Raw genomic sequence first — 25,985 nt, 5'->3', positions numbered from 1 at the left:
CGCATGGTCTGGCTGGAAGTCAGGGGAGCGTGAGGATCTCCGCGCCGGTTTCCGTGACCAGGAGCGTATGTTCGAACTGCGCTGTCCGCTTACGATCCTTTGTGACCACGGTCCAATCGTCGGCCCACATGTCCCATTCAACGGTTCCGAGAGTGAGCATTGGTTCGATGGTGAAGGTCATCCCGGTTTGGATGACCGTGTTGTAGGCAGGGGCAGCATCATAGTGCGGGATGATCAGCCCCGTGTGGAAAGCCTCGCCCACGCCATGCCCCGTGAAATCGCGTACCACTCCGTAGCCGAAGCGCTTGGCGTAGGACTCGATGGCCCGCCCGATGACATTGATCTCGCGTCCCGGGGCTACGGCCTTGATGGCCCGCTTCAGCGACTCCTGGGTGCGTTCCACCAGCAGCCGTGATTCTTCATCGACATCGCCCACAAGGAATGTGTAGTTAGTGTCACCGTGGACGCCGTGGATATACGCCGTGATGTCGATGTTCAGGATGTCGCCATCCTGGATCACCGTGCTGTCCGGAATTCCGTGGCAGATCACCTCATTGAGCGACGAGCACAGCGACTTAGGGAAGCCACGGTAGCCCAGCGTCGAGGGGTAGGCGTCGTGGTCTAGAAGGAATTCGTGCCCAATCCTATCGAGGTCGTCGGTGGTGACCCCGGGCTGGATGTGCTTTCCAACTTCGACAATGGCCTGGGCGGCGATCCGCCCCGCGATCCGCATCTTTTCGATCGTCTCGGCCGACTTGATTTCCGATCCCGTGAACTTGGCCGGCGCCTTCTTGCCTACGTACTCTGGCCGCGGGATCGACGCAGGTACCGCGCGCTGGGGACTGATGGTCCCCTGCGCGAGCGTGCCAATGGGTGCTGTCGAGGCGAGAGAAGGCATAGATTGATCATATAAGGGACCGAAGAGACGCAGCTAACACAACGGGCTCCGTGGACTTAGAGCCCGCCAACGTTACGCTGGCAGCCGCTGACGCAAGCATCCGGCGGCGGCGTCCGATGACAAGGAGGGGTTGTGACCGAGTACTGGTACAACATGAAGACGCACGAAATCGAGGAGGACGCCCTTTCCGACTGGACGCAACTTCTTGGCCCTTACAAAACCCGCGAAGAGGCCGAGCACGCACTGGAGAAGGTCCAGGCGCGCAATGAGGCCTGGGAAAAAGACGACGAAGACTAGGCCGCGACACGAGCGGAGGTTCCGCCGCGGCCAATGCTCCGACTAGAACGAATGCTCCGGGCCAGGGAACTGCCCGGACCGGACTTCCTCGCCATAGGCGCGCGCAGCCTCTGAAAGCGTGGCGCGCAGATTCGCGTACTGCTTGACAAACTTAGCCATTTTCCCGCCGCGCAGGCCCGCCATGTCCTGCCATACGAGGACCTGGCCCGTGGTTGAGTTCCCTGCGCCGATGCCGATCGTGGGGACCTCGATTGCGGCGTCCACCGCGGCGGCTGTTTCCGCCGGGACCATTTCCATCAGGACGCAGAATGCGCCTGCCTTCTCCAGGGCCACTGCGTCCTCGACAAGCCGGGCGGCGTCATCGCCGCGGCCCTGCACCCGGTAGCCGCCCAGCGAGTGCTCGCTCTGCGGGGTGAAGCCGATGTGCGCCATCACAGGAATTCCTGCCTGGACCATGGCCCGTACGGTATCGGCGTAAAAAGCGCCGCCTTCCAATTTGACCGCGTGGGCCAGCCCTTCCTTGAGGAAACGCACGCCCGTGGCAACGGCTTGGGCGGGGGAGACCTCGTAACTGCCGAACGGAAGGTCCGCCACTACAAGGGAACGCCGGGCTGAACGGGACACGGCCCGACACAGCGGGAGCAGTTCTTCGACTGTCACGGGCAGGCTGGTCTCGTTGCCGAACACGTTGTTCGAGGCGGAATCGCCCACAAGCAATACCTCGATGCCTGCCTGGTCGAAGATTTCCGCCGTGTACTGGTCGTAGGCGGTCAGCATGGCGAAGCGATCGCCGGCTGCCTTGGCCTGCCTCAGATGATGCGTGCGGATCCGGGATAAAGGTTTGCCCGCCACCGGGCCGCTTGCCGCCTGGCTGCCTGACGCCGGACTGCCCTGTTCGACGGCGGATGGGCCGCTGCCGTAGGGGGCCGGGAGTTCGCTTGCGGAGCCGGGTTCGGGAAGGTTGCTTGAGGCCATGAGAAGAGCGTAGTGCCGCGCGTGGGACGCGAGCCACCAAAGTGGCGGTGAACACAGACGTAAACCCTGTGTTACGAGGCGTTGGAGGACAGCAATGAGGGCCAATGCTTAGTAGAGTGAATGCTGAGTTGCCGCCGGATTCGCAGACAAGGTTCCGCGGCATGGACGTTGACCCGGAAAGAGGCCCTATATGGACCGCCAGCAAGAGTTTGTTTTGCGGACGATCGAAGAGCGGGATGTGCGCTTCGTGCGCCTGTGGTTCACCGACGTTGTCGGTTCCCTCAAATCGGTCGCCCTGGCTCCTGCCGAAGTTGAAGGTGCCTTCGATGAAGGCCTTGGCTTCGACGGCTCATCCATCGAAGGCCTTGCCCGTGTGTACGAATCAGACATGCTGGCCCAACCGGACCCGTCCACGTTCCAGATCCTGCCGTGGCGCGGAGAAACCGAACAGACCTCGCGGATGTTCTGCGACATTCTGACTCCCGACGGCGAGCCGTCGGCCGCCGACCCCCGCAACGTCCTCAAGCGCACGTTGGCCAAGGCGGCGGACATGGGCTTCACGTGCTACACGCACCCGGAGATCGAGTTCTATCTGCTCAAATCCGCTCAGCCTGGACCTAGCGGTGCGCCGGTTCCTGTTGACGAGGGCGGCTATTTTGACCATGTCCCGGGCGGTGTTGCCCAGGATTTCCGCCGCACAGCCGTGACCATGCTTGAGTCCGTGGGGATCTCTGTCGAGTTCAGCCACCATGAGGCGGGCCCGGGCCAGAACGAGATCGACCTTCGCTATGCGGACGCCCTGCAGACTGCGGACAACATCATGACGTTCCGCACTGTCGTCAAGGAAGTAGCCCTGCAGCAGGGGATCTACGCCACGTTTATGCCCAAGCCTTTCACCGACCACCCCGGTTCGGGCATGCACACGCACTTCTCGCTGTTCGAGGGGGACACCAACGCCTTCTTCGAAGGTGGCTCCGAGTTCCAGTTGTCGCGCACGGCCCGGCAGTTCATTGCCGGCATCCTCCGCCACGCACCGGAATTTACCGCGGTGACCAACCAGTTTGTGAACTCCTACAAGCGGCTCTGGGGCGGTGGGGAAGCCCCCAGCTACCTCAGCTGGGGCCACAACAATCGATCCGCACTTGTTCGTGTTCCGCTGTACAAGCCAGGAAAGGGCCAGTCAGCCCGCATCGAATACCGTGGCATCGACTCGGCCACCAACCCCTACCTGGCCTACGCTGTGCTCCTCGGTGCCGGCCTGAAAGGCATCGAAGAAGGTTACGACCTGCCTCCGGCGGCGGAGGACGACGTCTGGTCGCTTACCAGCGCCGAGCGCCGCGCAATGGGACACGACCCACTGCCGGCCAGCCTGCACGACGCCATCAAGGCCATGGAGGAATCTGAACTTGTCGCTGAGATCCTCGGCGAACAGGTTTTTGAGCACTTCCTGCGCAACAAGCGTGCGGAGTGGCAGGACTATCGTCTGCAGGTGACCCCCTACGAACTGCAGCGCAACCTGGGCATTCTCTAGGCAGCGCCCATGAGCCTTGCCCGCCGACTCATCTCAGCCGGATTCAGCGATTTGGAGAAGGGGGAGCGGTTCCTCGCTGCCCCTGAACTCGCGGGCATCGACCAGGACGTCCTGTTCGCGGGCCTGCACATGGCCGCGAGCCCGGATACCGCGCTGCAGTCCCTCGTCCGGCTGATTGAGAAGCACCAGGGGCTGCGGGAACTTGCGGCGGCGGATGTGGACCGGAGCGAGCCTCTCTACCGGCTCCTTGGTGCGTCTGAAGCCCTGGGTGAATTCCTGATCCGGCACCCGGAGCACTTGGATATCTTCAACACCCGGGTAAGCCCGGAGCCCCTGTCGGCGGACCCTGAAGTGCTCCGCGCGCGGCTGCTCAAGTCGGTACAGGCGGATCCGGCGGCTACCCGCCCCGTTGCAGGCGTTACGGGACAGGTTGCCTACGCTGCACTGCGGACCGAATATCGGCGCGGTTTGGCCGAACTGGCCATTAAGGACCTCTGCGCGGCGTCACCCACCGATTTCATGCCTTTCGCCGGCGCGGAACTGGCAGACCTTGCCGGTGCTGCGATTGAGGCCGCCTTGGCGGTTTCCCGCGCCGAAGCAGCGGTGACGTTCGACGCCGAGGACGTTGCCGCCGTCGGGCTGGCCGTCATCGGCATGGGCAAGTGTGGAGCCCGCGAGCTCAACTACATCTCCGACGTCGACGTTATTTACGTCATTGACGCGCCCGGACTGGAAGACACCCTGGCCACGAGAATAGGCACGGCGCTTGCCTCCGGTATTTCGCGGGCCATTAGCTCTCCCGGGCGGGAACCGGGGCTCTGGGAGGTGGACGCCAACCTGCGGCCGGAGGGGAAATCGGGGCCGCTGGTCCGGACGCTGGCGTCCCACGTTAGCTATTATGACCGCTGGGCTGAGAGCTGGGAGTTCCAGGCGCTGCTGAAGGCCCGCACCATCGCAGGCGACCGCCAACTCGGCACCCGGTATGAGGAAGCCCTGACGCCACTTGTGTGGGCGTCGGCCGGACGGGAGGGGTTCGTCGAATCCGTGCAGGCCATGCGCCGCCGCGTCACCTCCCACATTCCGGCGGGGGAGGAGCAGCGACAGATCAAGCTCGGACCCGGGGGACTTCGCGATGTCGAGTTCACCGTCCAACTGCTGCAGCTGGTGCACGGAAAGTCCGACGAATCACTGCGTAAGCGTGACACAACATCGGCCATTGCGGCGCTCTCCTCCGGCGGGTACATCGGGAGGGCTGACGCAAGCGCATTCGATGATGCCTACCGCTACCTTCGCCTCCTGGAGCACCGCATCCAGCTTTTCCAGCTCCGCCGGACGCACCTCATGCCGGTTAGTGAAACATCGTTGCGCTACCTGGCCAAGGCTGTGCTGGGACCCTTCTCGCTGGAGCGCCCCCATCCTGATGCATTGGTGTCCACTTGGCAGAAGACCAAAAGGTCCGTGCGGGAACTGCACGAGCGCATCTTCTACCGGCCGTTGCTCAACACTGCCGCAAAGCTGAGCAGCGAAGACGCGCGGCTGAGCCCCGAAGCGGCGCAGGGGCGCCTTGCGGCGCTGGGCTACCGCGACCCGCAGGGCGCACTTCGCCACATTCAGGCGCTCACCGCCGGTGTCAGCCGCCGGGCGGCACTGCAGCGGCAGCTCCTGCCGATCCTCCTCGACTGGCTGGCCGAAGGACTGGATCCCGACGCCGGCCTGCTCGCCTTCCGCCGTGTCAGCGAGTCCCTTGGGACAACGCACTGGTACCTGGGCATGCTCCGCGATTCACAGGCGGCCGCGGAGCGGTTGTGCCATGTCCTGTCCAACTCGCGGCTCATTGCAGACCTCCTGGAAGTGTCGCCGGAGTCGGTTGCGTGGCTTGGCACGGACAAGGAACTCAAACCGGTTGATTTCGCTGCCCAATGGCAGGAAATCCAGTCGAAGATGTCCCGCCACTCTGATCCAGAAAGCGCGATGCGGCTGATTCGACTGATCCGCAGACGGGAAACGCTCCGCATCGCTATTGCCGATAGCGCCGGACTCTTGGAGCAGGATGACGTGGGCAGGGCGCTGGCCGACGTTGACCGCGCCGCCGTCCTCGGGGCCCTGCACGTCGCGGAGGGGATCGTCTCAGCGGACGGTCCGTTGAAGACCCGACTATTGGTGGTGGCCATGGGCCGGCAGGGCGGTCGGGAGATCGGCTATGGATCCGATGCCGACGTAATGTACGTGCATCGGGCGTTGCCCGGTTGCTCCGACGAGGAAGCCCAGCAACAGGCCAATGCGCTGGTTGGCCACCTGTCCAGCCTGCTGACACAGCCCCTCAAGCCGGCGATTATGGCCGAACGGGTGCTGACGGTGGATGCCGACCTTCGCCCCGAAGGCAAGAGCGGCGCCCTTGTTCGCTCCTTGGAATCCTACGCGGAGTACTACAAGCGCTGGTCGCTGATTTGGGAAGCACAGGCGCTTCTCCGTGCCGAGCCCATGGCCGGCGACGATGACCTTGCCCGCGATTTTAGGGCGATGATTGATCCCATCCGGTACCCTGAGTCGCTGAGCGAGCAGGATGTACGGGAGATCCGTCGCATCAAAGCCCGGGTGGAGGCGGAGCGGCTGCCGCGGGGCGCCGATCCGGCGCGGCACGTCAAACTAGGCAGGGGAGGGCTGTCCGACGTCGAATGGCTGGTTCAGCTGATTCAGCTGCAGCACGCCGGTACTCACCCGGAGCTTCGGACTACATCCACTCTCGAGGCACTCACCGCCGCTGAGAAGCTCAAACTTCTCTCGGCTGCCGATGCGGCACTCTTGCGAAGGGCGTGGCGACTGGCCAGCCGTGTCCGCTCTGCAAACGTGATCTGGTCGGGTCGTTCCTCCGACCTTCTGCCGTCGTCGCGCCGTGATTTGGAAGCCGTGGCGCGCTGGTGCGGCTATGAGGCAGGGATGGCCACGGCGTTCGAGCAGGACTACCTCCGAATCAGCCGGCAGGCCCGCGCAGTGTTCCAGAAGGCCTTTTACGGGAACTGACGCTCATTTGTCTCCGGATGGTCGATGCGGCCCCGGTGTCAACCTTCGTTGACGAGCCGAGTTGTGTCAACTAAGGTTGACGCCATGGAGGTGGAGCGGATGAAGACCCTGGTGGGATCAATGGATGGCAAGGGGCCAGCCGAGGCACTGCAAGCCGTTGCCGAGTTGCACAAGGAAGTGGGTCGCGCGGAGGCATCCCTGGTCCGCAGGGCGCGACAGGAGGGCTTGTCCTGGGAAGCAATCGCGCTTTGCCTTGGTGTAAGCAAGCAGGCAGTCCATAAGAAGTACGGCAGGCAGTAAGGGCTGCCGAGGAGGCCCAGGCCTAGGAGCGCCGACAAATGGAAAGGCGGCCCCACCGAAGTGGGGCCGCCTTTCCCATGAGCAGCACTACGACTGCTTCAATGAGTCAGATTAGACGCCGTAGTACAGCTCGAACTCGTAGGGGTTCGGGCGCAGGGCCAGCGGCTTGATCTCGTTCTCGTACTTGTAGTCAATCCAGGTGTCGATCAGGTCCTGGGTGAAAACGCCACCGGCCTGCAGGAACTCGTTGTCCTCGCGCAGGGCTTCGAGCGCTTCCTCGAGCGAGCCCGGAGCCTTCGGGATGTCCTTGGCTTCCTCGGCGGGCAGTTCGTAGAGGTCCTTGTCGATCGGAGCCGGCGGCTCAATGCGGTTGCGGACACCGTCGATGCCGGCCATCAGCTGGGCGGCAAAGGCGAGGTACGGGTTGGAGGACGGGTCCGGGGCGCGGAACTCGATGCGCTTGGCCTTCGGGTTGGAACCCGTGACCGGGATACGGATGCCGGCAGAGCGGTTACCCTGCGAGTACACCATGTTGACCGGAGCCTCGAAGCCCTTGACCAGGCGCTTGTAGGAGTTGACGGTCGGGTTGGTGAAGGCCAGGACGGCGGAAGAGTGCTTCAGCAGACCGCCGATGTACCAGCGGGCAGTGTCGGACAGGCCTGCGTAACCCTTTTCGTCGTAGAACAGCGGTTCGCCGTTGCTCCACAGAGACTGGTGGCAGTGCATGCCGGAGCCGTTGTCGCCGAAGATCGGCTTGGGCATGAACGTCACAGACTTGCCGTATTCCCAGGCGGTGTTCTTGATGACGTACTTGAACTTCTGCAGGTCGTCAGCAGCGTGCACGAGGGTGTCGAACTTGTAGTTGATCTCGGCCTGGCCAGCGGCACCAACCTCGTGGTGGGAGCGCTCGACGATCAGACCGACCTCGTCCAGGTTTACGCACATGGCGTCACGCAGGTCCGCCTGGTGGTCAACCGGGGAAACCGGGAAGTAGCCGCCCTTGAACGGAGTCTTGTAACCGAGGTTGCCGCCTTCTTCTTCGCGGCTGGTGTTCCACGGTGCCTCGATGGAGTCGACCTTGTAGAAGGAACCCTGCGGGGAAGACTCGAACTGTACGTTGTCGAAAACGTAGAACTCTGCTTCCGGAGCGAAGAATGCGGTGTCGGCGATGCCGGTGGAAGCCAGGTAGGCCTCGGCCTTCTCAGCTACGCCGCGCGGGTCGCGGTGGTACGGGTCTCCGGTGCGGGGGTTCACGATGGAGAAGTTGAGGGCCAGGGTCTTCTCGACGCGGAAGGGGTCAAGGAAGGCGGTGGTCACATCCGGAATGAGCTGCATGTCGGACTCGGCAATGCCCTGGAAGCCGCGGATGGAGGATCCGTCAAAGAGCTGGCCGTGGACGAAGAAGTCTGCATCAACGCTCTTAGCCGGCACGTTGAAGTGCTGCTGGACGCCGGGGAGATCGGTGAAGCGGATATCGACGAACTTAACGTCTTCGTCTTTGATGAACTTGAGGACTTCGTCCGCAGACTTGAACATCTATGCTCCTTATGCATAAGAAATAGCGGGCCTCGCGGCCGTCTGGTGCAGCGCACTCCGGGGGCGGGAAGACACAAAAAATCCCCCCGCCCGGTGGTTACTGGCAACTGCTAACACCCTAGGGATGTGGCATTTCCCGGGAGTGTCCGTATTGTTTCAGGCAGGTTACAGAATTGCCCAATATGTAAACGCTAGTCGGCATCCACTTGTTGCGTCCATGCGCATCCGCAGAATGAACAATTCCGCGGGAATTCAAGGAAGCGGAGCCCGTGGCAATATCAGTTCCCGGGGCGATGATTCGGCGCGGTGCAGTTAGGCTTTAAGGGTGATTGATCGCAAGGACATGGGTTCATGGCTTACCGGGCCGGACACCTCAGGCATCTCCAAATACCCCGGTGAACGTCTCGGCCTTCCGGAGTCAGGGCCAGGTTCAGTGGCGCGGGCGGCCAGGCGAATTTTCGCCATCGTCATCGACTGGACAATTGCCCTCTTGATCAGCAATTTTGCCTTCGGCGCAAATCAATGGGCAACATTGGGCATCTTTGCCGTCGAGCAGACTCTCCTCATTGGCACCCTTGGTTACAGCATCGGCCATCGGGTAGTTGGAATCCACGTTGTCAGGTTGGGTGGCGGGCCTGCCGGACCACTGGCAGCCTTTGTCAGGACTGTTCTTTTGTGCCTGGTGATTCCCGCCGTGATCTTCGATCCCGATCAGCGCGGCCTCCACGACAAAGCAATGAATACCGTCCTGGTCCGAATGTAGGCGTTTTTGCCGTAGCAGGATCCAGTAACAGCTTCGCCCCGGACGTACCGAACAAAATGTTCAGTGCGTCCGGGGCGGTTTGCTTCCGTCTACTGGGCGATCGGTCCCCGTCGCCGCGGCTTAGCGGCCTCGAGCGGCCTTCCGGTCCGGCCGCGCCTTGTACGGGTCGATTCCCTTCGGAATTGGCAGGCGGTTGCCCAGCGAGGAGATCCGCTTGCTGACGGCGTTCACTTCTACTTTGGTGAGTTCGTTCTTGAGCTTGCCCATCTTCCTGGCAACCTGGCTGATGGGCACCTGGCCCTCGCCGCGTCCAGTCTCGATCACATGGATCGTCACGTTGGGCAGGATGCGGGACAGGCGCTTGCGCTCCGCGTCAATGAGCGGCTTGACCCGATGCGTGGGTCCTTCGGAAACAAGCACGACGCCGGGACGACCAACTGCACGGAAGACGGCGTCCTGGGTGCGGGGGTTGACGGCAACGGGCTGTTCTTCGGTGACCCAACCGCGGCGGAGCGTGCTAAGTGCGGCGCCCGAGGCTCCGGGCTGGTTTTCGATTTGGGCGAAGGCCGCACGCTCGGCGCGGCGCGACAGTATGAACGTTGCGGCAAGCAGCCCCAACGGAATACCGATAATGAGCGCTGTGATCCAGTTCTGCAGCAAGAGACCGACAAGCAGGCTGACTGCCACAACTCCAAGGAAAGCAAGGAGCATAAGCCACGGGACCGTGGGGTCATGCCGGCGCGTCATGTTGAAGACTTCGCCGATCTGCTTTAGGCGGCTTGGCTTCTTGGCCTTCGCTTCCTTGGGCTTGCGGGAAAAGAGTCCGCGCCGGGACGAATCGGCAGCCGACGTCGAATTGCTGGAATCAGGGGATTTCGCCATAGTGCATTAATTCTACGGGATACGGCTCGGGGACCGGACCCGGAAATGCCCCGGATACGGTCCCCGTACTACTGCCTGGATATTTCGGGATCTGCGCCCGCAAATAGGATTAGCTCTGCGCTGCAAGCAGCGTGCGGGCTTCCTGGCGGGTGGATCCGGAGCTCTCGATGTGCGCGAGTTCGGCCGGGATTTCCCAACCCTTCTTGCGCATCGCCGTGGCCCAGAGGCGGCCTGCACGGTAGGAGGATCGGACGAGGGGGCCGCTCATAACGCCGAGGAATCCGATCTCTTCGGCCTCCTCCTGCAGCTCTACGAATTCCTGCGGCTTGACCCAGCGGTCTACCGGGAGGTGGCGTTCGGAGGGGCGCAGGTACTGGGTGATGGTGATGAGGTCGCAGCCAGCCTCGTGCAGGTCGCGGAGCGCTTCGGAGACTTCCTCGCGGGTTTCGCCCATGCCCAGGATGAGGTTGGACTTGGTCACCATGCCCAGGTCACGGCCCTGCGTGATGACGTCCAGGGAACGCTCATAGCGGAAGGCCGGGCGGATGCGCTTGAAGATCCTGGGCACGGTCTCCACGTTGTGGGCGAACACCTCCGGCTTGGAGTCGCAGATGGCCTGGATGTGCTCGGGTTTGCCTGAGAAGTCCGGGATAAGAAGCTCGACGCCGGTGCCCGGGTTGAGTTCATGGATCTTGCGGACGGTTTCGGCGTACAGCCAGACGCCTTCGTCTTCAAGGTCGTCGCGGGCGACGCCCGTGACGGTGGCGTAGCGCAGTTGCATCGACTGCACGGATCGGGCAACCTTGGTTGGTTCCATGCGGTCCAGGGGAGAGGGCTTGCCTGTGTCGATCTGGCAGAAGTCGCAGCGGCGCGTGCACTCGGAACCCCCGATGAGGAAGGTGGCTTCCTTGTCTTCCCAACATTCGAAGATGTTTGGGCAGCCAGCCTCTTCACAGACTGTGTGGAGGCCTTCCTTTTTAACCAGGTTCTTTAGCCCGACGAATTCCGAACCCATCTGGACTTTGGCTTTGATCCAGTCCGGCTTGCGCTCCACGGGGGTTGCGGCGTTGCGCTGTTCGATGCGCAGCAGCTTGCGGCCTTCTGGTGCCAGCGTCACAGGAGTGCTCCTTCGGAACTCGAAACTAGTGCTTCTTCGTGCTTGCGGAATTCTTCGACGATGCGGTCAACAATGTCCCCAGGCGTTATGTTCCGGCCCGTTTCCTGCGACATTGTGGTGACACCTGCGTCCGTGATGCCACAGGCGATGATCTGGCTGTACGGTGCGAGGTCGTTGCTGCAGTTGATGGCGATGCCATGCATCGTGACCCCATCCTGGACGCGAATGCCGATAGCCGCGATCTTGCGGTCCGGGCCCTTGTGGTCCGCGGTGATCCAGACACCTGCGCGGCCCTTCACTCGGGTGGCGTTGATTCCGTAGTCGGCCATCACGGAGATCATGATTGCTTCCAGCCGCTCCACATAGTCACGGATGCCTGAGCGGTTCTTCAGCTTGATGATGGGGTAGGCGATGAGCTGGCCGGGTCCGTGCCATGTCAGCTTTCCTCCCCGGTCCACGGGAACAACCGGCGTGCCGTCGAACGGTCGCTCGTGGTCTTCTGTCAGCTTGCCTGCCGTGTACACAGACGCGTGCTCCAACAACAGGACGGTGCTCGGTGCTTCTCCGGTGACAACTTTGTCGTGGAGTTCGCGTTGGACGGACCAGGCTGCCATGTAGTCGACGTATTCCGGTGCCAGACCCAACTGGGAAAACTCAAGAGTCATGGGTTCAAGCTTAGACCTACTGCCGCGCGGGGCCGGATTTTGTGGCCAAGCTCTCAGTCACGTTCGGTTCGTCCTGATCGCCCTGCGTAGCTGTGGATAACTTCTGTCCCTGCTGCGCCCGATCGGCAAGAATCTGGGGCATGGATTATCGAGACACCGCCCGTGGCGGCCGGCCCGGGCGCCATGGGCGGCATGCGGCGGCTCCACGGCCAGTGACGGTCGACGCCGACACAGCGGTCGACGTCGGCATTCCCACCTTTGGCGGCCTGACGCCGGTCCGTGAACTAGGGCGGGGCTCCTCGGCCGTCGTATGGCTTGCGCGAAGTGAACGGGATGGGGCGCTGTTCGCGGTGAAGTGCCTGCAGCCGGGCGCCGGCCTGGACGCAGACGCCGTGCGCCGCGAAATCCGGCTCAGTTCCGAAAGTCATGAACACCTGATAGGCGTCCATGACCTTATCCCGGTGATATTTCCAGAGGGCGAAACTATTGGCTTAGTTATGGACTACGCCGCCGGGGGGTCCCTGGGCCAACTCGTACGGTCTCGAGGGCGGCTGGCCGTGGGCGAGGCCGTCACCGTGCTTATACCTATGGCGCAGGTCCTGTCCTACCTTCATCAGCGAGGAACGGTACACGGAGACGTGTCTCCCGGAAACGTGCTGCTCACCGGTCAAGGCAAACCGATTCTGTCAGACCTCGGCCTCGGGAGGATGGTGGGGGACCCGCAGCAAGAGTTTGCGGGCACAGGAGGCTTCATGGATCCTCAGGAGCCCGCGGACGGCTCCTCGCTGCAGCCGGCCCGTGACTTGTACTCTTTGGCGGCACTGGGCTGGTTTATGCTGACCGGCACACCGCCAGAGGAGGCGAGGGGCCGGCCGCCCTTGACGCTTTTGGTCCCGGAAGTTCCGCCGAGCCTTGCCGTCGTCTTGGAAGCCGGGCTGCACGCCGATGTAAGCGAACGCCCGACGGCTGCCGAATTTGCCCGGGCGGTTTTCCGTTGTGCTGCCCCGGAGCCGGTGGACTTGTACGGTTCCGTGCACCCCAGTGTCATGCCAGAACTGCTGACGATGAGAAGCCCGGAGCGCCGCAAACGCCTAAATATTGTCCGTGGTCTTTGCCGTTCGGTCAGGGCCTCCATTGGACCTGCCCATGGCCTGACGCCTCGCTTGCCCCGTCGCTTCCAGTCAAGTCGCTTCCAGTCAATAGGGGCGGGAAGGAACGAGGCACCAAAACACCCGGTCCAGACAGCCGATTTTGCCGCGGGCGACCGAGGCAATCCGGCGCTCCGGAGGGCGCTCCTTGTGTGTCTGCCCGTCGTGGCAATCCTTGGGGTAGGCGTGGCGCTAGCCACAGGTTCGATGCCGCACATCGTGCCGGCCGTCCCTGCCGCCACGGTTGACCCTGGCAATGACGTGCCCGCCAAGGTCGCTGGGCAACTCGGCTCCCAGGACCCAGTGGAAGCGGTCCGTGGGTTGGCCGCTTTACGGTCCCAGGCGTTGCGGACCGGATCCGTTGCGCTGTTGACCCAGGTGACGGTCGCGGGTTCCCCGGCGGCCATTTCGGACGAACGATTGGGGGCAGAGCTCACGGAGGCAGGCGTGATGCTGGAGGGTTTCGCGACTGTCATCAGCACCGCCGAATTGAGGCAGGGAGGAACTGCCGATGCGGCAACTGTCAGGGTGCTTAGCTCATCGTCCGCCTACCAGGAGCGTACGAAATCCGGCGCCATCGTTCGGACAAAGCCTGCATCCGAAGCGCAGCTGCTTGACCTCAGCTTGAAGCGCCACGAAGGTGCCTGGCGAATAACGGAGATTCGGACACCTGACTGAGTGCGAGCCATTTCTTGCACTGGTCGTCCACCTCACCCAGCCAGCCAACGCGCCGCGTCCTGCAGAGTCGGATGAGTCCAGGCGAAGCCTGCTGACGCCAGGAGTGCCGAGTCAAGCGGCTGGTCTGCCAGGATGAGCTCGTCGGCCAAATGGCCCATAGCGAGTTTCAAGAGTGGGGCAGGCATGCGGAAAAGGGCAGGGCGCCTGAGAGCAGAGGCGATGGCGAAAATGATCGCGTTGACATCAGCCAGCTCAGGCGCGCACACATTCACCGGACCCTCAAGATCGGCGGTCAGCAAGAACTCGAGCGCGGCCGTTTCATCATCCAGGGTGATCCAAGGCCAGTGCTGAAGCCCGTTGCCCAAGGGACCACCGAGACCGGCTCTGAGCAGTGGCATAAGTCGGCCAAGAGCACCGCCCGAACGGCTGAGGACAACGCCCGTCCTGGGTGTGATGACGCGAACACCGAGAGGCGCCGTACGGGCCGCTTTTTCCCAATCCACGCAAAGCCGCGCCAAAACTCCCTCACCGGCTGGGGCGTTTTCCCGCAACTGGGGGAGGACGCTGGAGGCATGTCCGGCTCGGCCTGGCGTTTGCTTTCCGTGCCCTGTCCCGTAATAACCCGACGCGGACTGGCTGAGGAAGACGGCGGGCGGATTGGCCAGTTTCCGCATTGCGCTGGTCAACGTCCGGGTTGGGTGAAGCCGGGAGTCCACGAGCGTTCGCAGGCGACCGCGGGTCCACGGGCGGTCGCCGATTCCTGCTCCACAGAGATTCACCACTGCGTCGGCACCGTCGAGGATGGCGGGGTCCAAAACCTGGGTGTCGGGATTCCAAAAGGATTCCCCCGCCGAAGTGGGAGGCCGGCGAACCAGCCGGACGACGTCGTGCCCGTTGGCGGCAAGCCGCGACGCGAGTGCTGAACCAATAAGTCCGGAGGCTCCCGCAACCACGATTCTCATGGTCCATCTCACCATGTGGCGCCCGCACGGGGTGCCAGGCAGGGCATGCGCGAGTCTTGACTATGATCGAACAATGACCTCCTCGAGCTACTTCCGATACCCGCATGTTTATGGGGACCTGGTCACGTTCGTGGCCGAAGACGACGTCTGGATCGCGCCTCTCGGAGGCGGCCGTGCGTGGCGCGTATCTTCGCAACAAGTACCCGCCCGGAATCCCCGGTTTACGCCGGACGGGACGCGTATTGTGTGGACAGCTGTCCAAGGCACCGCGCCGGAAGTGGTAACTGCCAGCGTGGATGGGGGCGACTACCGTCAGCTCACTTACTTCGGCCACTCCAGTACTCGTGTCAAGGGCTTCACGGCATCAGGCGACATTGTGGTAACCAGCGCATTCCAGCAGGCAGATAGCCGCCACACGTTCGCCTACAGTCTTCCCGTCGACGGCGGCTGGGCCGCCGAGTTGCCATTTGGCCCCGTGGAGTCGGTCTCCTTTGGTCCCGTAATCGGAGATGAGCGCCCAGTTGTCATCGCGAGTGTGCTTTCCAGGGAGCCGGCATGGTGGAAGAGATACCGCGGAGGCACATCAGGAAAGATGTGGATTGATGCGGATGGCAACGGGGAGTTTGTGCAACTCGTTCCCGAGCTCGAGGGCAACCTGACGGACCCCATGTGGGTGGACGGCCGGATTGCGTTCCTGTCCGATCACGAAGGCCACGGCAACCTCTACTCAGTTCTTCCGGATGGCAGTGAGCTCCGGCGGCACACAGACCATGAGGATTTCTACGTGCGGCACGCCGCCACGGATGGCCGCCGAATTGTCTTTGAATCGGCTGGCGAAATCTGGCTGCTGCAATCGCTGGATGCCGAGGCTGTACGGATCCCCGTTGAGTTGGGATCGGCTTCACAAGGGCGCCGCCCCGCGCCGCTCAAAGTCCAGTCCCACCTGGGCGAAGTAGTCCCGGGCGCTACGGGAACTGCCAGTGCCGTCGAGTCGCACGGCACCATCCACTGGCTGCGGCACAAGGATGGTCCATCCCGTGTTGTCGAGGCCACTCCCGGTGTAAGGGCGCGGCTCCCCAGGCCCATGGCCGGCGGTCGCATCGCGTATGTAGCCGACCATGATGGCGTCGAATCCGTTTATGTCAGGGCGATTGTTGGGGACGTGCAGGTGCGCACCACCTACGTACCGACACCTTCCCGGCCCTCGGAGGTGCCAGCAGAGGAATTGCCGCGTCCGGTCGCCGCTTCCACCGTCGCCGGAGCGGAGCCAACCACAACGAACGTGGCGGTTCCGGCCGCACGCCACGACGCCGTCAGTGTGGCCGCCGATGCTGCTGGAAGGCTGGCCACCGAATCGGGTAAAGCACCCAGCGACGCCGTCTGCATGGAGGTGCCAGGGCCTTCCCGCGTAACTTCGCTCGAGCCCAGCCCGGATGGACGCTGGCTGGCCATAGGGACCGCCTTTGGCGACGTCCTAATGGCATCCGTGGATGGTGGTGGCGTGAGCCTGCTGACAAGCGCGGGCGAAGGGACCATCCAAGGCCTTGCCTGGTCCCCGGACTCCCAGTGGCTCCTTTGGTCGGAGCCCGTGACCGCGTTCGGTTCCCGCAGCAGGTTGCGCACCATGCGTCCGGCAGCGCCACAGGAGGGAATCATCGATGTAACGGACGGCCGCTTCTGCGATGAGTCCGCCGCGTTTACTCGCGACGGCAAATTCATCGCCTTCCTGTCCAATCGAAGTTTCGACCCTGTGTATGACGGCCATGCCTTTGATCTGGCCTTCCCGAGTCCCATCAAGCCGTACCTCATTGCGCTCACGGCTGACACCACATCCCCCTTCGGTCCGGAGGTCTACGACGTCGGTGCCGAGGCCGCCAAGTCTCCGGTTGCGGGAGTTGACGACACTGCAGGCAAGTCCGTCCCAGAGGTACGAATCGACGCCGAGGGGCTCGCGCACAGGGTTATCGGAGTTCCGGTCCCGCAAGGCAACTACTCGTCGCTCTCGGTGACCGACGGAGCATTGCTCTGGCTGGATACGCCGCTGTCCGGGGTGACCGGCGAAGGCCGCGGCTCCTTGGAAGACAAGAACCAGCCGCCCGCGCTGGTGAGATACGACATTGCCAAGCGCAAGCAGACCACGCTCGTGCCAGCCGTGGATCGCTATCGTGTCTCGGCGGACGGCTGCAAGGTGGTTTATGTCCTGGACAAGCAGGTGACTGCCGTCCCGGCTGCCTCAAAGGCTGATGAAGATTCGGGCGACGTCGTAAAGGTCGAGCTAAACCGCATCCGCGTCATTCTCGATCCGCTCAAGGTTTGGGGGCAGGCCTTTGACGAGGCATGGCGTCTCCAAAGGGACTTTTTCTGGACAGAAGACATGGCGGGCCAGGACTGGGACTCCGTCTATCGACGCTACCGTCCGCTGGTGGACAGGCTCGGATCCCATGACGACCTGGTTGACCTGCTCTGGGAACTGCACGGTGAACTGGGGACTTCGCACGCCTACGTAAGGCCCGCCGCAGTGACTGAACCCGGTAGCAACGGGCAAGGGCGCCTCGGTGCCGACATCGAGCTGACCCCGGCCGGCTGGCAGATTACGCGCGTTCTTGCCAGCGAGTCCTCCGACCCCCTTGCTACATCGCCGCTGGCCCGCCCCGGCGCAGACGCGAAGGCGGGGGACGTCCTGTTGGCGATCGACGGCGTCGAGCTTTCCGCAGAGCGGTCCCCGGCCATGCAGTTGGTTGGCGCTGCCAACCGCACGGTGGAACTTACCATTCTGAATGGTCCGGCACACGGTGAGGCCGCCGGACGGCAGCGACGGATCGCTGTAGTTCCCGTCAAAGACGAGGAACGCCTGCGCTACCAGGACTGGGTGCACGCCAACCGTCGGACTGTCCGAGAGGCATCGGCCGGGCGTTTCGGTTACCTGCACGTACCTGACATGCTCGCCAACGGCTGGGCCCAGCTGCACCGCGACTTGGACACCGAAACATCCCTTGACGGACTGATCGTCGACGTACGCCGCAACCGCGGTGGACACACCTCGCAACTGGTAGCTGAGCTCATTGGCCGCAAGGTGACCGGGTGGAGCATGCCGCGAGGCGAAAAGCCACGTACCTACCCGCATCACGCCCCGCGCGGCCCAGTGGTCATCCTCTCGGACGAGTTTGCCGGGTCCGACGGCGACATCATCACCCAGGTTTCAAAGCTTCGGGGCATCGGACCGGTCATCGGTACCCGTACCTGGGGCGGAGTTGTTGGCATTGACAACCGGTTTGCGCTCGCGGACGGTACCGGCGTGACGCAGCCGCGATATGCCACGTGGTTTGCCGGCGGAGTCGGCTGGGATGTTGAGAACTTCGGCGTCGAACCCGATATCCATGTCTCGTTCCCGCCCCACGCCTACGCGGCTGGAATCGATCCCCAGCTTGAATATGGCATTGGGGCACTTAGGGAGATGATCCAGGAACTGCCCACGGACCGCCCCCCTCTGCGCGAGGGCTACCGTAACCTGCGTCCGGCCCCGCTGCCTGCCCGCCCGCAGGCCCGCTGACGCTCAAACAAAGAGGACCCCTGTCACCGCTGCAAAGGCGGTGGCAGGGGTCCTTTGCTTCTCTGCCGGGACCGCCGACGGGAAGCAGCTGTCCCGCTACTAGGAGGCGAGTGTGGCGTCCAGGGTGATGGGGGTTGCCTTGAGGGCGCCAGAAACCGGGCAGTTGACCCTGGCGTCGTCTGCCAGGCTCTGGAACTCTTCCTCGGAAATCCCGGGGATCCGTGCAACCAGGGTCAGATGAATGCCGGTGATGCCTTCGCCCGGCTGGAAAGTGACGTCGGCCTTGGTGTTGACTTCCTCAGGCGTGTAACCTGCGTTGGCCACACCGTTGCTGAAGGCCATGGAGTAGCACGCCGAGTGTGCGGCGGCGATGAGCTCTTCGGGGCTGGTCTTGCCGTTTGCGGATTCGGAACGTGCTTTCCAGGTGACGTCGAAGGTTCCTAGGCCCGAGCTGTCCAGGGTTGTGGTGCCGGCTCCTTCGATAAGGTTGCCATTCCATACGGTGTGTGCGGTGCGTGTAGTAGCCATGTCCACTCCTCAGCGTCGTTGCGTATTGGCAGCCGGCGGGGCGCCGGATGCCACCGCGTTCCATCCTAGGTACTTCGCAGGCACCATGCACGGGGTGTCCGCTCTCGGAGGATTATGACCCGATCTTTCGCGGCAGTCGTCCGGGACAAACGGTTCGGCAAAAGAGAAAGTGCCCGCCGGGGGAGGGCAGGCGCTGTTCAGGTGCGCAGGAAGCTATGCGGCCCAGATCGTGGCAATGGCGGCGTTGAGCAGCGCGAGTCCACCGACACCGTGTGCCAGGCCTTTCGACACGTCTTCGCCCTTCTTGAAGCGGCGCATGCCGATAAACGCCAGAACGGCGACAGCAAGGGCGATGGCAAATTTGATGCCAAGCTTGAAGTAGTTGGCGTCCTTGCCGAGGGCCGGGATCAACCCCATCATCACGATGCCGGTGACGAGCTGTGTCATGGCACCATCGAACTGACGGGGGTGCACGATCGGCTTCTTCATGTTGCCGATCCAGATACCGATGATCATGGCGGCGCCGACGATGTGCAGGAAGACCATGACGTTGTAGACGATGTTCATGCCCTCAGTGTAGCCAGACGGTTCTACGTCCTGTAGCAAAGCCGCGCTGGCCGTCAGGAGAAGTTCAACACACGCCGGCAGCGGAGTGGCCATTTGGTCCTGCAGTGAAACAACGGCGGGGCATGAAGGGGAGGAATTCCTCCCGTTCATGCCCCGCCGTTGTGTGTTTCAGGGTTACTTAGCTTCTTTCGCCCAGCGGACCAGCCTAGAGACCGAGGTCGGCTTCGAATGCGCCGGCTTCGAGGCGCGCCTTGAGGGTCTGCAGGAAGCGGCCTGCGTCCGCGCCGTCGACCAGTCGGTGGTCGTACGTCAGGGACAGGTACATCATGGAGCGGACGGCGATCGAGTCGTCACCGTTCTCGTCCTGTACTACAACCGGGCGCTTGACGATCGCACCGGTTCCCAGGATTCCGACCTGGGGCTGGTTGATGATCGGAGTGTCGAACAGCGCGCCCACAGATCCGATGTTTGTGATGCTGAACGTACCACCGGAGAGCTCGTCCGGACCGATCTTGCCGTTGCGTGTGCGGTCGGCAACGTCGGCGATCTTGGAGGCGAGGCCTGCGAGGTTCAGGTTGCCGGCGTCAGAGACGACAGGAACAAGAAGGCCCTTCTCCGTGTCCACAGCGATCGCCAGGTGTTCGGCGTTGTGGTACGTGATTTCCTGCTTGTCCTCGTCGTACGCGGCGTTCAGCTTGGGGTGCTGCTTCAATGCCTCGGCCACGGCCTTGGCGATGAACGGCAGGAAGGTCAGCTTGACGCCGTTCTGGGCCAGGAACGAGTTCTTGGCCTTGTCGCGCAGCTTGGCGACCTTCGTCATGTCCACTTCGTGGACCTGGGTCAGCTGCGTGGAGACGTCCAGGGACTCGCGCATGCGGCGGGCGATGACCTGGCGGATGCGCGGAGCCTTCTCCACGGTACCCCGGAGCGACGACGCTGCGACGGGAGCCGGTGCCGCCTTGGGGACCGCAGTCTGGGCCGCCGGGGCAGGGGCTGCAGCCGCTTGCTTTGCCTCTGCCGCTGCGAGGACGTCCTGCTTCCGGATGCGTCCACCGACGCCGGTTCCAGAAACACTGGCGATGTCGATGCCGTGCTGGTTGGCCAGCTTGCGGACCAGAGGGGTGACGTAGTTGGATTCGGCGGCGGGCGCTGCCGGGGCAGCTGCGGGTGCCGGAGCAGCCGGGGCTGCGGAGGGGGCAGGGGCTGCGGCCCCCGGTGCGGCAGGTGCAGCCGGTGCCGGTGCTGCTTCAGCGGCAGGAGCAGGAGCCGGGGCTGCTGCGGGAGCCGGAGCTGATTCGGCCGGTGCGGCAGGGGCGGGGGCAGCAGCAGGTGCTGCGCCGGAGCCGATGACGGCGAGCACAGAACCGACCTCTGCGGTTTCGTCCTCGTTGACGCGGATTTCAAGCAGCGTGCCGGCAACGGGAGAAGGAATCTCGGTGTCGACCTTGTCCGTGGAAACCTCAAGGAGCGGTTCGTCAACCTCGACGTTGTCGCCAACGGACTTGAGCCAGCGGGTCACGGTACCTTCAGTAACGCTCTCACCCAGGGCGGGCAGCGTAACCTCGTGGCCTTCGCCAGCGGGGGCGGCAGGGGCTTCAGCAGCCGGAGCTTCGGCGGCAGGGGCCTCGGGTGCCGATTCCTGCGGGGCCGCTGCCGGAGCTTCTTCGGCGGCAGGGGCTTCAGGTTCGGCGGCAGGTGCCTCGGCGGCAGGAGCTGCACTGCCCGAGCCGTCGCCAATGCGCACAAGCGGAGCGCCAACCTCGGCGGTCTCGTCCTCAGCTACGAGGATTTCCTCGATGATGCCTGCGATCGGAGAGGGGATTTCAGTGTCTACTTTGTCGGTGGAAACCTCGAGCAACGGCTCGTCCACCTCTACCCGGTCACCTACTTGCTTGAGCCAGCGGGTGACGGTTCCTTCGGTGACGCTCTCACCGAGGGCGGGCAAGTTAACGGATTCAGACATGTCGTCCCCGTTCTCCTTATTGATCTTTGTGCGGATGAATGCGTTGTTGATCGGGCGCGGTGCACCCGGCAGGTTGTGCCGGGTGCACAGCCCAGGTGTCTCGTGGGGAGACTTAGCCGTGGAGTGGCTTGCCTGCTAGGGCGAGGTGGGCCTCACCCAGGGCTTCGTTCTGAGTGGGGTGGGCGTGGACCAGCTGGGCGACGTCCTCCGGGTAGGCCTCCCAGTTGACGATCAGCTGAGCTTCACCGATCTGCTCACCGATGCGCGAGCCAATCATGTGAACGCCGACGACCGGGCCGTCCTTCTGGCGCACGAGCTTGACGATGCCGCCGGTGCCGAGGATGGAAGACTTGCCGTTGCCAGCCAGGTTGTATTCCTGGGTTTCCACCTGGTCCTCGCCGAACTTCTCCTTGGCACCCTTTTCGGTGTAACCGACGGTGGCGATTTCCGGCTCGCAGTAGGTGACCTTGGGGATGTTGACGTCCTCAACGATGGTCGGGTTGAGCCCGGCGATCTCTTCGGCAACAAAGATGCCCTGCTGGTAGCCGCGGTGGGCAAGCTGGACGCCGGGGACGATGTCGCCCACCGCGTAGATGTTGGCGACACCGGTGTGCAGGCGCTCATTGGTGATGACGAAGCCGCGGTCGACGGTGACGCCTGCCTCTTCATAGCCCAGGTTCGCCGTCACGGGGCCACGGCCAACGGCAACGAGGAGGAGCTCGGCTTCGAAGGTCTTTCCATCAACCAGGGTGACCTTAACACCGTTGTCGTCCTGCTCCACACCTTGGAAGAAGACGCCGGTGCTGAACTTGATGCCGCGCTTTTTGAAGGCACGTTCCAGGTTCTTGACGATGGAAGCATCCTCGTTGGGGACCAGCGACGGAAGGCCCTCGACAATGGTCACGTCGACGCCGAAGGACTTCCACACGGAGGCGAACTCCACACCGATCACACCGCCGCCGAGGACAATGGCGCTCTTGGGGATGTAATCCAGTTCCAAGGCCTGGTCTGACGTGATGACGCGGCCGCCGATTTCCAAGCCAGGGAGCGAGCGGGAGTAGGAACCCGTGGCAAGCACAATGTTCTTGCCCTTGTAGGCAGTGCCGTTGACAACGATCGTGTCGGTGCCCTGGAGCTTGCCTTCACCTTCGATGACGGTGATGCCCTTGGCTTTGATGAGTCCCTGCAGGCCCTTGAACTTGCCCGCGACGATGCCGTCCTTGTATGCGTTGACGGCATTGATGTCGATGCTGTCGAGCGTGACGTTCACGCCATACTTGGCAGAGTCACGGGCATGGTCAGCAAGTTCCGCCGAGTGCAGCAGTGCCTTTGTGGGAATGCAGCCGTTGTGAAGGCACGTTCCACCAAGCTTGGCCTTCTCAACGAGGCCAACGGTGAAGCCCAGTTGTACGGCACGCAGGGCTGTGGCGTAGCCGCCGCTACCGCCACCGAGTACCAGGATGTCGAATTCTTGCGCAGTTGCCTGATCGGCCACTTAGACGCTCCCTCGCGTGAACGATGACACGCGAAGAACGCATCATCTGGTCTTGGAACTTGTTCTGCCGTGATTATGCCAGCACCAAAGTTCTCTTGCATTTGTGACTACCGTGGTTCACCTTAGCGAACCACCTATCCATGCTCCACCCTCCGGAGGCGTTTGTGGGGCGCTTGTGGCCAGAGTCACGTGGGCGAGTGATGGACGCCCCGTTGCGGGCATCCGGGGAGTGGTGGCCCGCCGGTGCGCGGGCCATTTGGCGGCCCGGTCCGAATGCCGGACCGGGCCGCCGTCGTCCTTTCTGTCCTTGCCCAACTCGGCGGTGGCGCCCAACTAGGCGGTGGTGCCGGCGGCGAGACCCTCCGCATAAGTGACCAGTGTCCTGACGGTGCACCCGGTTCCTTGCTTGGGTGTGTAGCCCCACGGGCTGCCGTTATTAAAGGACGGGCCGGCAATGTCGATGTGGGCCCAGGGGATGAGCTCGCCGTCGGCGTTCTTGCCGACGAATTCGCGCAGGAATACCGCAGCGGTCATCATGCCGCCGTGTCGTTCGCCGATGTTGGCAATGTCAGCGACCTGCGAATCGAGGCTGGCCCGCAACTCTTCCGGCAGGGGCATGGGCCAGGCCACCTCGCCCGCCTTGTCGGATGCCTCCTTCAGCGCCGCTGTCACGGTCTCATCGCCCATCAGACCCGCCGTACGGTTGCCGAGCGCGATGAGCTGGGCGCCGGTCAGCGTGGCAACATCGATGATGACGTCAGGCTGCTCCTCAGCAGCGGCCACAATGCCGTCGGCCATGACGAGGCGGCCTTCGGCGTCGGTGTTAAGGACCTCCACAGTCTTGCCGCCGTACACAGTCAGGACGTCCGCAGGCCGCTGCGCGGCGCCCGACGGCATGTTTTCCGCGATGCAAAGCCAGGCTGTCGCCTTGATCGGAAGGCCAAGTTGTGCGATCGCCAGGACAGTATTAAGGACGACGGCGGCACCCGCCATGTCGCTCTTCATGTCACCCATGCCGAGCGCCGGCTTGATGGAAATTCCGCCCGTGTCGAAGGTAATGCCCTTGCCGACCAAAGCGATTTTGCGTTCGGCCTTTGCCGGCGAATATTCCACTTTGACAAGTCGCGGCTGGCGGACGGAGCCTTTGCCGACCCCGAGAATGCCGCCGAAGCCTTCCTTCTCCAGCCTTTTCTCGTCCCAGACCGTAATTTTGACGGGCAGGCCCTTGCTCAATTCCCGGGCCGCTTCGGCGAAACTCTCCGGGAACAAATGGCTGGGCGGCTGATTGACCAAGGTACGGGTAGCATTCACGGCCCGTCCCACCGTGATTGCCCTGTCCAGCACGCGGTCGAAGTCCTTGGTGCCGGCGAATTCCGTGAAGATCTTGACCGTGCCAACCGGGTTCTTTAGTCCGTCTTTGTTGGAACGGAACTCGGTGAAGGAATAGGCGCCAAGGACGGCACCCTCCGCCACGGCTCCGGCATCGCCGAGCGACGCGGACGGCAAGGCAAGAGTGACCGAGCTGAGGCCCGCCAACTGGCGCACGGCTGAGCCCGCAGCCCGCCGCAACGCCTCTTCGCTGAGGCCGTCCGTCCCGAGCTTTCCCACGCCGGCCAGGACTAGTACATCGGCCCCGGTTTCGGCGATCCCCGGCAGGCGGACCATCTGGTCTGCGGCACCAGTGACACCCAGGATTTTCAACGACGCTGCCAGCGATTCGGCTGCCTTTGCCGACAACGGGTTGTCCAGCAATACCGGACCTTCGTTTCCTTGGCCGACGCCAACCACAAGGGCGTCGCTGGGTGACCTTTTCAAATCCTTGGAAATGGACCGCAGGGTGATGTCGTTAGTCTTGACCACGGGGATGTGTCCTCACTTTCTGAGATGTCGCGGCAACGGGGGCATGTTTCGCCTCCGCGCGGAACCGGCCGGCGTCGTCCCTGAACGGCGTCTGCGGTGTACGGGCCGGTTCGGCCGACCCGGTTCGATCGTAGTCTCCACACTGCTTCGTGGGGCAACAGACATGAGAGCTGTGGCACATTGGTGTAAGGAATGCCTGCACGCTTGGCAGCGTTGTAAAAAGACGAAGGGCAGTCAGGCCGCCGCGGCGAACGGCAGTGCACGCGCCCACCCTAGACTTCCCGCCTACGCGAAAGGACATGCCGTGATTGACCGGATCGCCGGCTCATTGCTGGATCCCGACGCCCTTTATGTGGGCAATCCGGAGCTGTTTCACGACCCAGGCCTGAAAGGCCTCAACCTTGTGATGGGGTTCACCGGTTTTGCCGATGCAGGGCACGTGGTCAAGCAAATCAATGCTGAGCTGCTGGACACACTGGGCGCAGATGTGGTGGCCGAGTTCGACGCCGACCAGCTCATGGACTACCGCTCGCGCCGACCGCATCTGACGTTCGTGGAGGACCACCTCCAGGATTACCAGCCTCCGCGCCTGGTCCTGTACAGGCTCCGCGACGGGCTGGGACAGCCCTTCCTCCTGCTGGCCGGATTCGAGCCGGACCTCCAGTGGGAGCGATTTGCCCGCGCCGTAGTGAGGCTCGTGGAACACTTTGAAGTCAACCTGGTGACCTGGATCCATTCAATTCCCATGCCGGTGCCGCACACACGGCCCGTGGGCGTCACCGTGCACGGAAATCGGCCGGACCTCATTGAGGGCATTTCGAGCTGGAAGCCAACGGTTGAGGTTCCCGCTGCCATTGGGCATGTCCTCGAGGTCCGTCTGGTGGAGGCTGGACGGAACGTTGCAGGATACGTCATCCACGTCCCGCACTATTTGGCGGACGCCGAGTACCCCAACGCTGCCGTTGCGGGCCTGGAGTACTTGGGCGCCGCTGCCTCGTTGATGCTTCCAACCGACCGCCTGAGGGAAGTAGGCCGGGAAGTTGGGCGCCAGATCGCGGAGCAGGTTGAGGCTTCCGAAGAGATCCAGCTTGTCGTGTCCAGGTTGGAGGCGCGCTACGACGAGAAAGCCGAGGGCACCGCACGTCGATCATTGCTGGCGGGGGAAAACGATGAGTTGCCCAACGCGGATGAGCTGGGTGCCGCTGTGGAGGCTTATCTGGCCCGCAAAGACGTTCGCCCGTAGCCGAGC

At 63.2% G+C, this 25,985-nt stretch carries 20 protein-coding genes; 8 read left to right on the top strand and 12 right to left on the bottom strand.

Annotated features, from left to right (window positions below; translation table 11 throughout):
* Positions 1-19: 19 nt before the first annotated feature.
* Complete coding sequence (gene map / locus LD110_RS08015) at positions 20-898, bottom strand: type I methionyl aminopeptidase (protein ID WP_225497978.1); 879 nt, start codon at positions 896-898, stop codon at positions 20-22.
* A gap of 132 nt (positions 899-1,030) precedes the next feature.
* Here map and LD110_RS08010 point away from each other — a divergent pair, with 132 nt between their 5' ends.
* On the top strand, positions 1,031-1,195 hold the full coding sequence (locus LD110_RS08010) for an SPOR domain-containing protein (RefSeq protein WP_225497977.1): 165 nt from the start codon (positions 1,031-1,033) through the stop codon (positions 1,193-1,195).
* A 42-nt stretch (positions 1,196-1,237) separates the two neighbouring features.
* On the opposite strand, the gene panB is transcribed toward LD110_RS08010, so the two are convergent.
* Positions 1,238-2,170 carry a 3-methyl-2-oxobutanoate hydroxymethyltransferase gene (panB, locus tag LD110_RS08005; protein ID WP_225497976.1) on the bottom strand — a complete coding sequence of 311 codons (933 nt, stop codon included), beginning with the start codon at positions 2,168-2,170 and terminating at the stop codon, positions 1,238-1,240.
* 190 nt (positions 2,171-2,360) lie between these two features.
* Between panB and glnA (LD110_RS08000) the strand changes: the two genes are divergently transcribed.
* The 3 genes from glnA (LD110_RS08000) (at position 2,361) to LD110_RS07990 (ending at position 7,022) form a co-directional block, all read left to right on the top strand.
* Positions 2,361-3,701: a type I glutamate--ammonia ligase gene (gene glnA / locus LD110_RS08000; RefSeq protein WP_225497975.1), complete on the top strand. Its 1,341-nt coding sequence runs from the start codon at positions 2,361-2,363 to the stop codon at positions 3,699-3,701.
* 9 nt (positions 3,702-3,710) lie between these two features.
* Positions 3,711-6,722, top strand: coding sequence for a bifunctional [glutamine synthetase] adenylyltransferase/[glutamine synthetase]-adenylyl-L-tyrosine phosphorylase (locus tag LD110_RS07995; protein ID WP_225497974.1), 3,012 nt, complete (start codon positions 3,711-3,713; stop codon positions 6,720-6,722).
* An 84-nt stretch (positions 6,723-6,806) separates the two neighbouring features.
* The gene (locus tag LD110_RS07990; RefSeq protein WP_225498132.1) at positions 6,807-7,022 is read left to right on the top strand and encodes an AsnC family protein; all 216 of its coding nucleotides are present in this window, start codon (positions 6,807-6,809) and stop codon (positions 7,020-7,022) included.
* Positions 7,023-7,133: 111 nt separating this feature from the next.
* Here the strand turns inward: LD110_RS07990 and glnA (LD110_RS07985) are convergent, their stop codons facing one another.
* Positions 7,134-8,558, bottom strand: coding sequence for a type I glutamate--ammonia ligase (glnA, locus tag LD110_RS07985; RefSeq protein ID WP_225497973.1), 1,425 nt, complete (start codon positions 8,556-8,558; stop codon positions 7,134-7,136).
* Between the two features lie 325 nt (positions 8,559-8,883).
* Between glnA (LD110_RS07985) and LD110_RS07980 the strand changes: the two genes are divergently transcribed.
* Complete coding sequence (locus LD110_RS07980) at positions 8,884-9,321, top strand: RDD family protein (RefSeq protein WP_225497972.1); 438 nt, start codon at positions 8,884-8,886, stop codon at positions 9,319-9,321.
* A 120-nt stretch (positions 9,322-9,441) separates the two neighbouring features.
* Here the strand turns inward: LD110_RS07980 and LD110_RS07975 are convergent, their stop codons facing one another.
* From LD110_RS07975 to lipB, 3 genes are all read right to left on the bottom strand, one after another.
* Positions 9,442-10,203, bottom strand: a complete 762-nt coding sequence (locus LD110_RS07975) for a DUF4191 domain-containing protein (protein ID WP_225497971.1) — start codon at positions 10,201-10,203, stop codon at positions 9,442-9,444.
* A 109-nt stretch (positions 10,204-10,312) separates the two neighbouring features.
* A complete protein-coding gene (gene lipA, locus LD110_RS07970; protein ID WP_225497970.1) occupies positions 10,313-11,320 on the bottom strand; it encodes a lipoyl synthase in 1,008 nt (335 codons plus the stop codon).
* A complete protein-coding gene (gene lipB / locus LD110_RS07965) occupies positions 11,317-11,985 on the bottom strand; it encodes a lipoyl(octanoyl) transferase LipB (protein WP_225497969.1) in 669 nt (222 codons plus the stop codon). The genes lipA and lipB overlap by 4 nt, the downstream gene beginning before the upstream one ends.
* Before the next feature lie 140 nt (positions 11,986-12,125).
* Between lipB and LD110_RS07960 the strand changes: the two genes are divergently transcribed.
* Entirely contained in the window at positions 12,126-13,811 is a 1,686-nt protein-coding gene (locus LD110_RS07960; RefSeq protein ID WP_225497968.1) for a serine/threonine-protein kinase, read from the top strand.
* A gap of 32 nt (positions 13,812-13,843) precedes the next feature.
* Here LD110_RS07960 and LD110_RS07955 read toward each other — a convergent pair whose 3' ends face one another.
* Positions 13,844-14,773, bottom strand: a complete 930-nt coding sequence (locus LD110_RS07955; RefSeq protein ID WP_225497967.1) for a TIGR01777 family oxidoreductase — start codon at positions 14,771-14,773, stop codon at positions 13,844-13,846.
* A 73-nt stretch (positions 14,774-14,846) separates the two neighbouring features.
* Between LD110_RS07955 and LD110_RS07950 the strand changes: the two genes are divergently transcribed.
* On the top strand, positions 14,847-18,323 hold the full coding sequence (locus LD110_RS07950) for a S41 family peptidase (protein ID WP_225497966.1): 3,477 nt from the start codon (positions 14,847-14,849) through the stop codon (positions 18,321-18,323).
* Positions 18,324-18,422: 99 nt separating this feature from the next.
* Here LD110_RS07950 and LD110_RS07945 read toward each other — a convergent pair whose 3' ends face one another.
* From LD110_RS07945 to LD110_RS07925, 5 genes are all read right to left on the bottom strand, one after another.
* Positions 18,423-18,851, bottom strand: coding sequence for an OsmC family protein (locus LD110_RS07945; RefSeq protein ID WP_225497965.1), 429 nt, complete (start codon positions 18,849-18,851; stop codon positions 18,423-18,425).
* 213 nt (positions 18,852-19,064) lie between these two features.
* Positions 19,065-19,418, bottom strand: a complete 354-nt coding sequence (locus tag LD110_RS07940; protein WP_225497964.1) for a hypothetical protein — start codon at positions 19,416-19,418, stop codon at positions 19,065-19,067.
* Positions 19,419-19,623: 205 nt separating this feature from the next.
* Positions 19,624-21,381, bottom strand: coding sequence for a 2-oxoglutarate dehydrogenase, E2 component, dihydrolipoamide succinyltransferase (sucB, locus tag LD110_RS07935; protein WP_225497963.1), 1,758 nt, complete (start codon positions 21,379-21,381; stop codon positions 19,624-19,626).
* 112 nt (positions 21,382-21,493) lie between these two features.
* Entirely contained in the window at positions 21,494-22,876 is a 1,383-nt protein-coding gene (gene lpdA / locus LD110_RS07930) for a dihydrolipoyl dehydrogenase (protein ID WP_225497962.1), read from the bottom strand.
* A gap of 333 nt (positions 22,877-23,209) precedes the next feature.
* On the bottom strand, positions 23,210-24,736 hold the full coding sequence (locus LD110_RS07925) for a leucyl aminopeptidase (protein WP_225497961.1): 1,527 nt from the start codon (positions 24,734-24,736) through the stop codon (positions 23,210-23,212).
* A 304-nt stretch (positions 24,737-25,040) separates the two neighbouring features.
* On the opposite strand from LD110_RS07925, the gene LD110_RS07920 reads away from it, so the two are divergent.
* Positions 25,041-25,979 carry a proteasome assembly chaperone family protein gene (locus LD110_RS07920; RefSeq protein WP_225497960.1) on the top strand — a complete coding sequence of 313 codons (939 nt, stop codon included), beginning with the start codon at positions 25,041-25,043 and terminating at the stop codon, positions 25,977-25,979.
* Positions 25,980-25,985: the final 6 nt, after the last annotated feature.

This window comes from Arthrobacter sp. M4 (assembly GCF_020251205.1).
GTDB lineage: Bacteria > Actinomycetota > Actinomycetes > Actinomycetales > Micrococcaceae > Arthrobacter.
The sequence above is the reverse complement of the archived record's forward strand: the minus strand, read 5'-3'. Positions and strand labels throughout refer to the sequence as shown.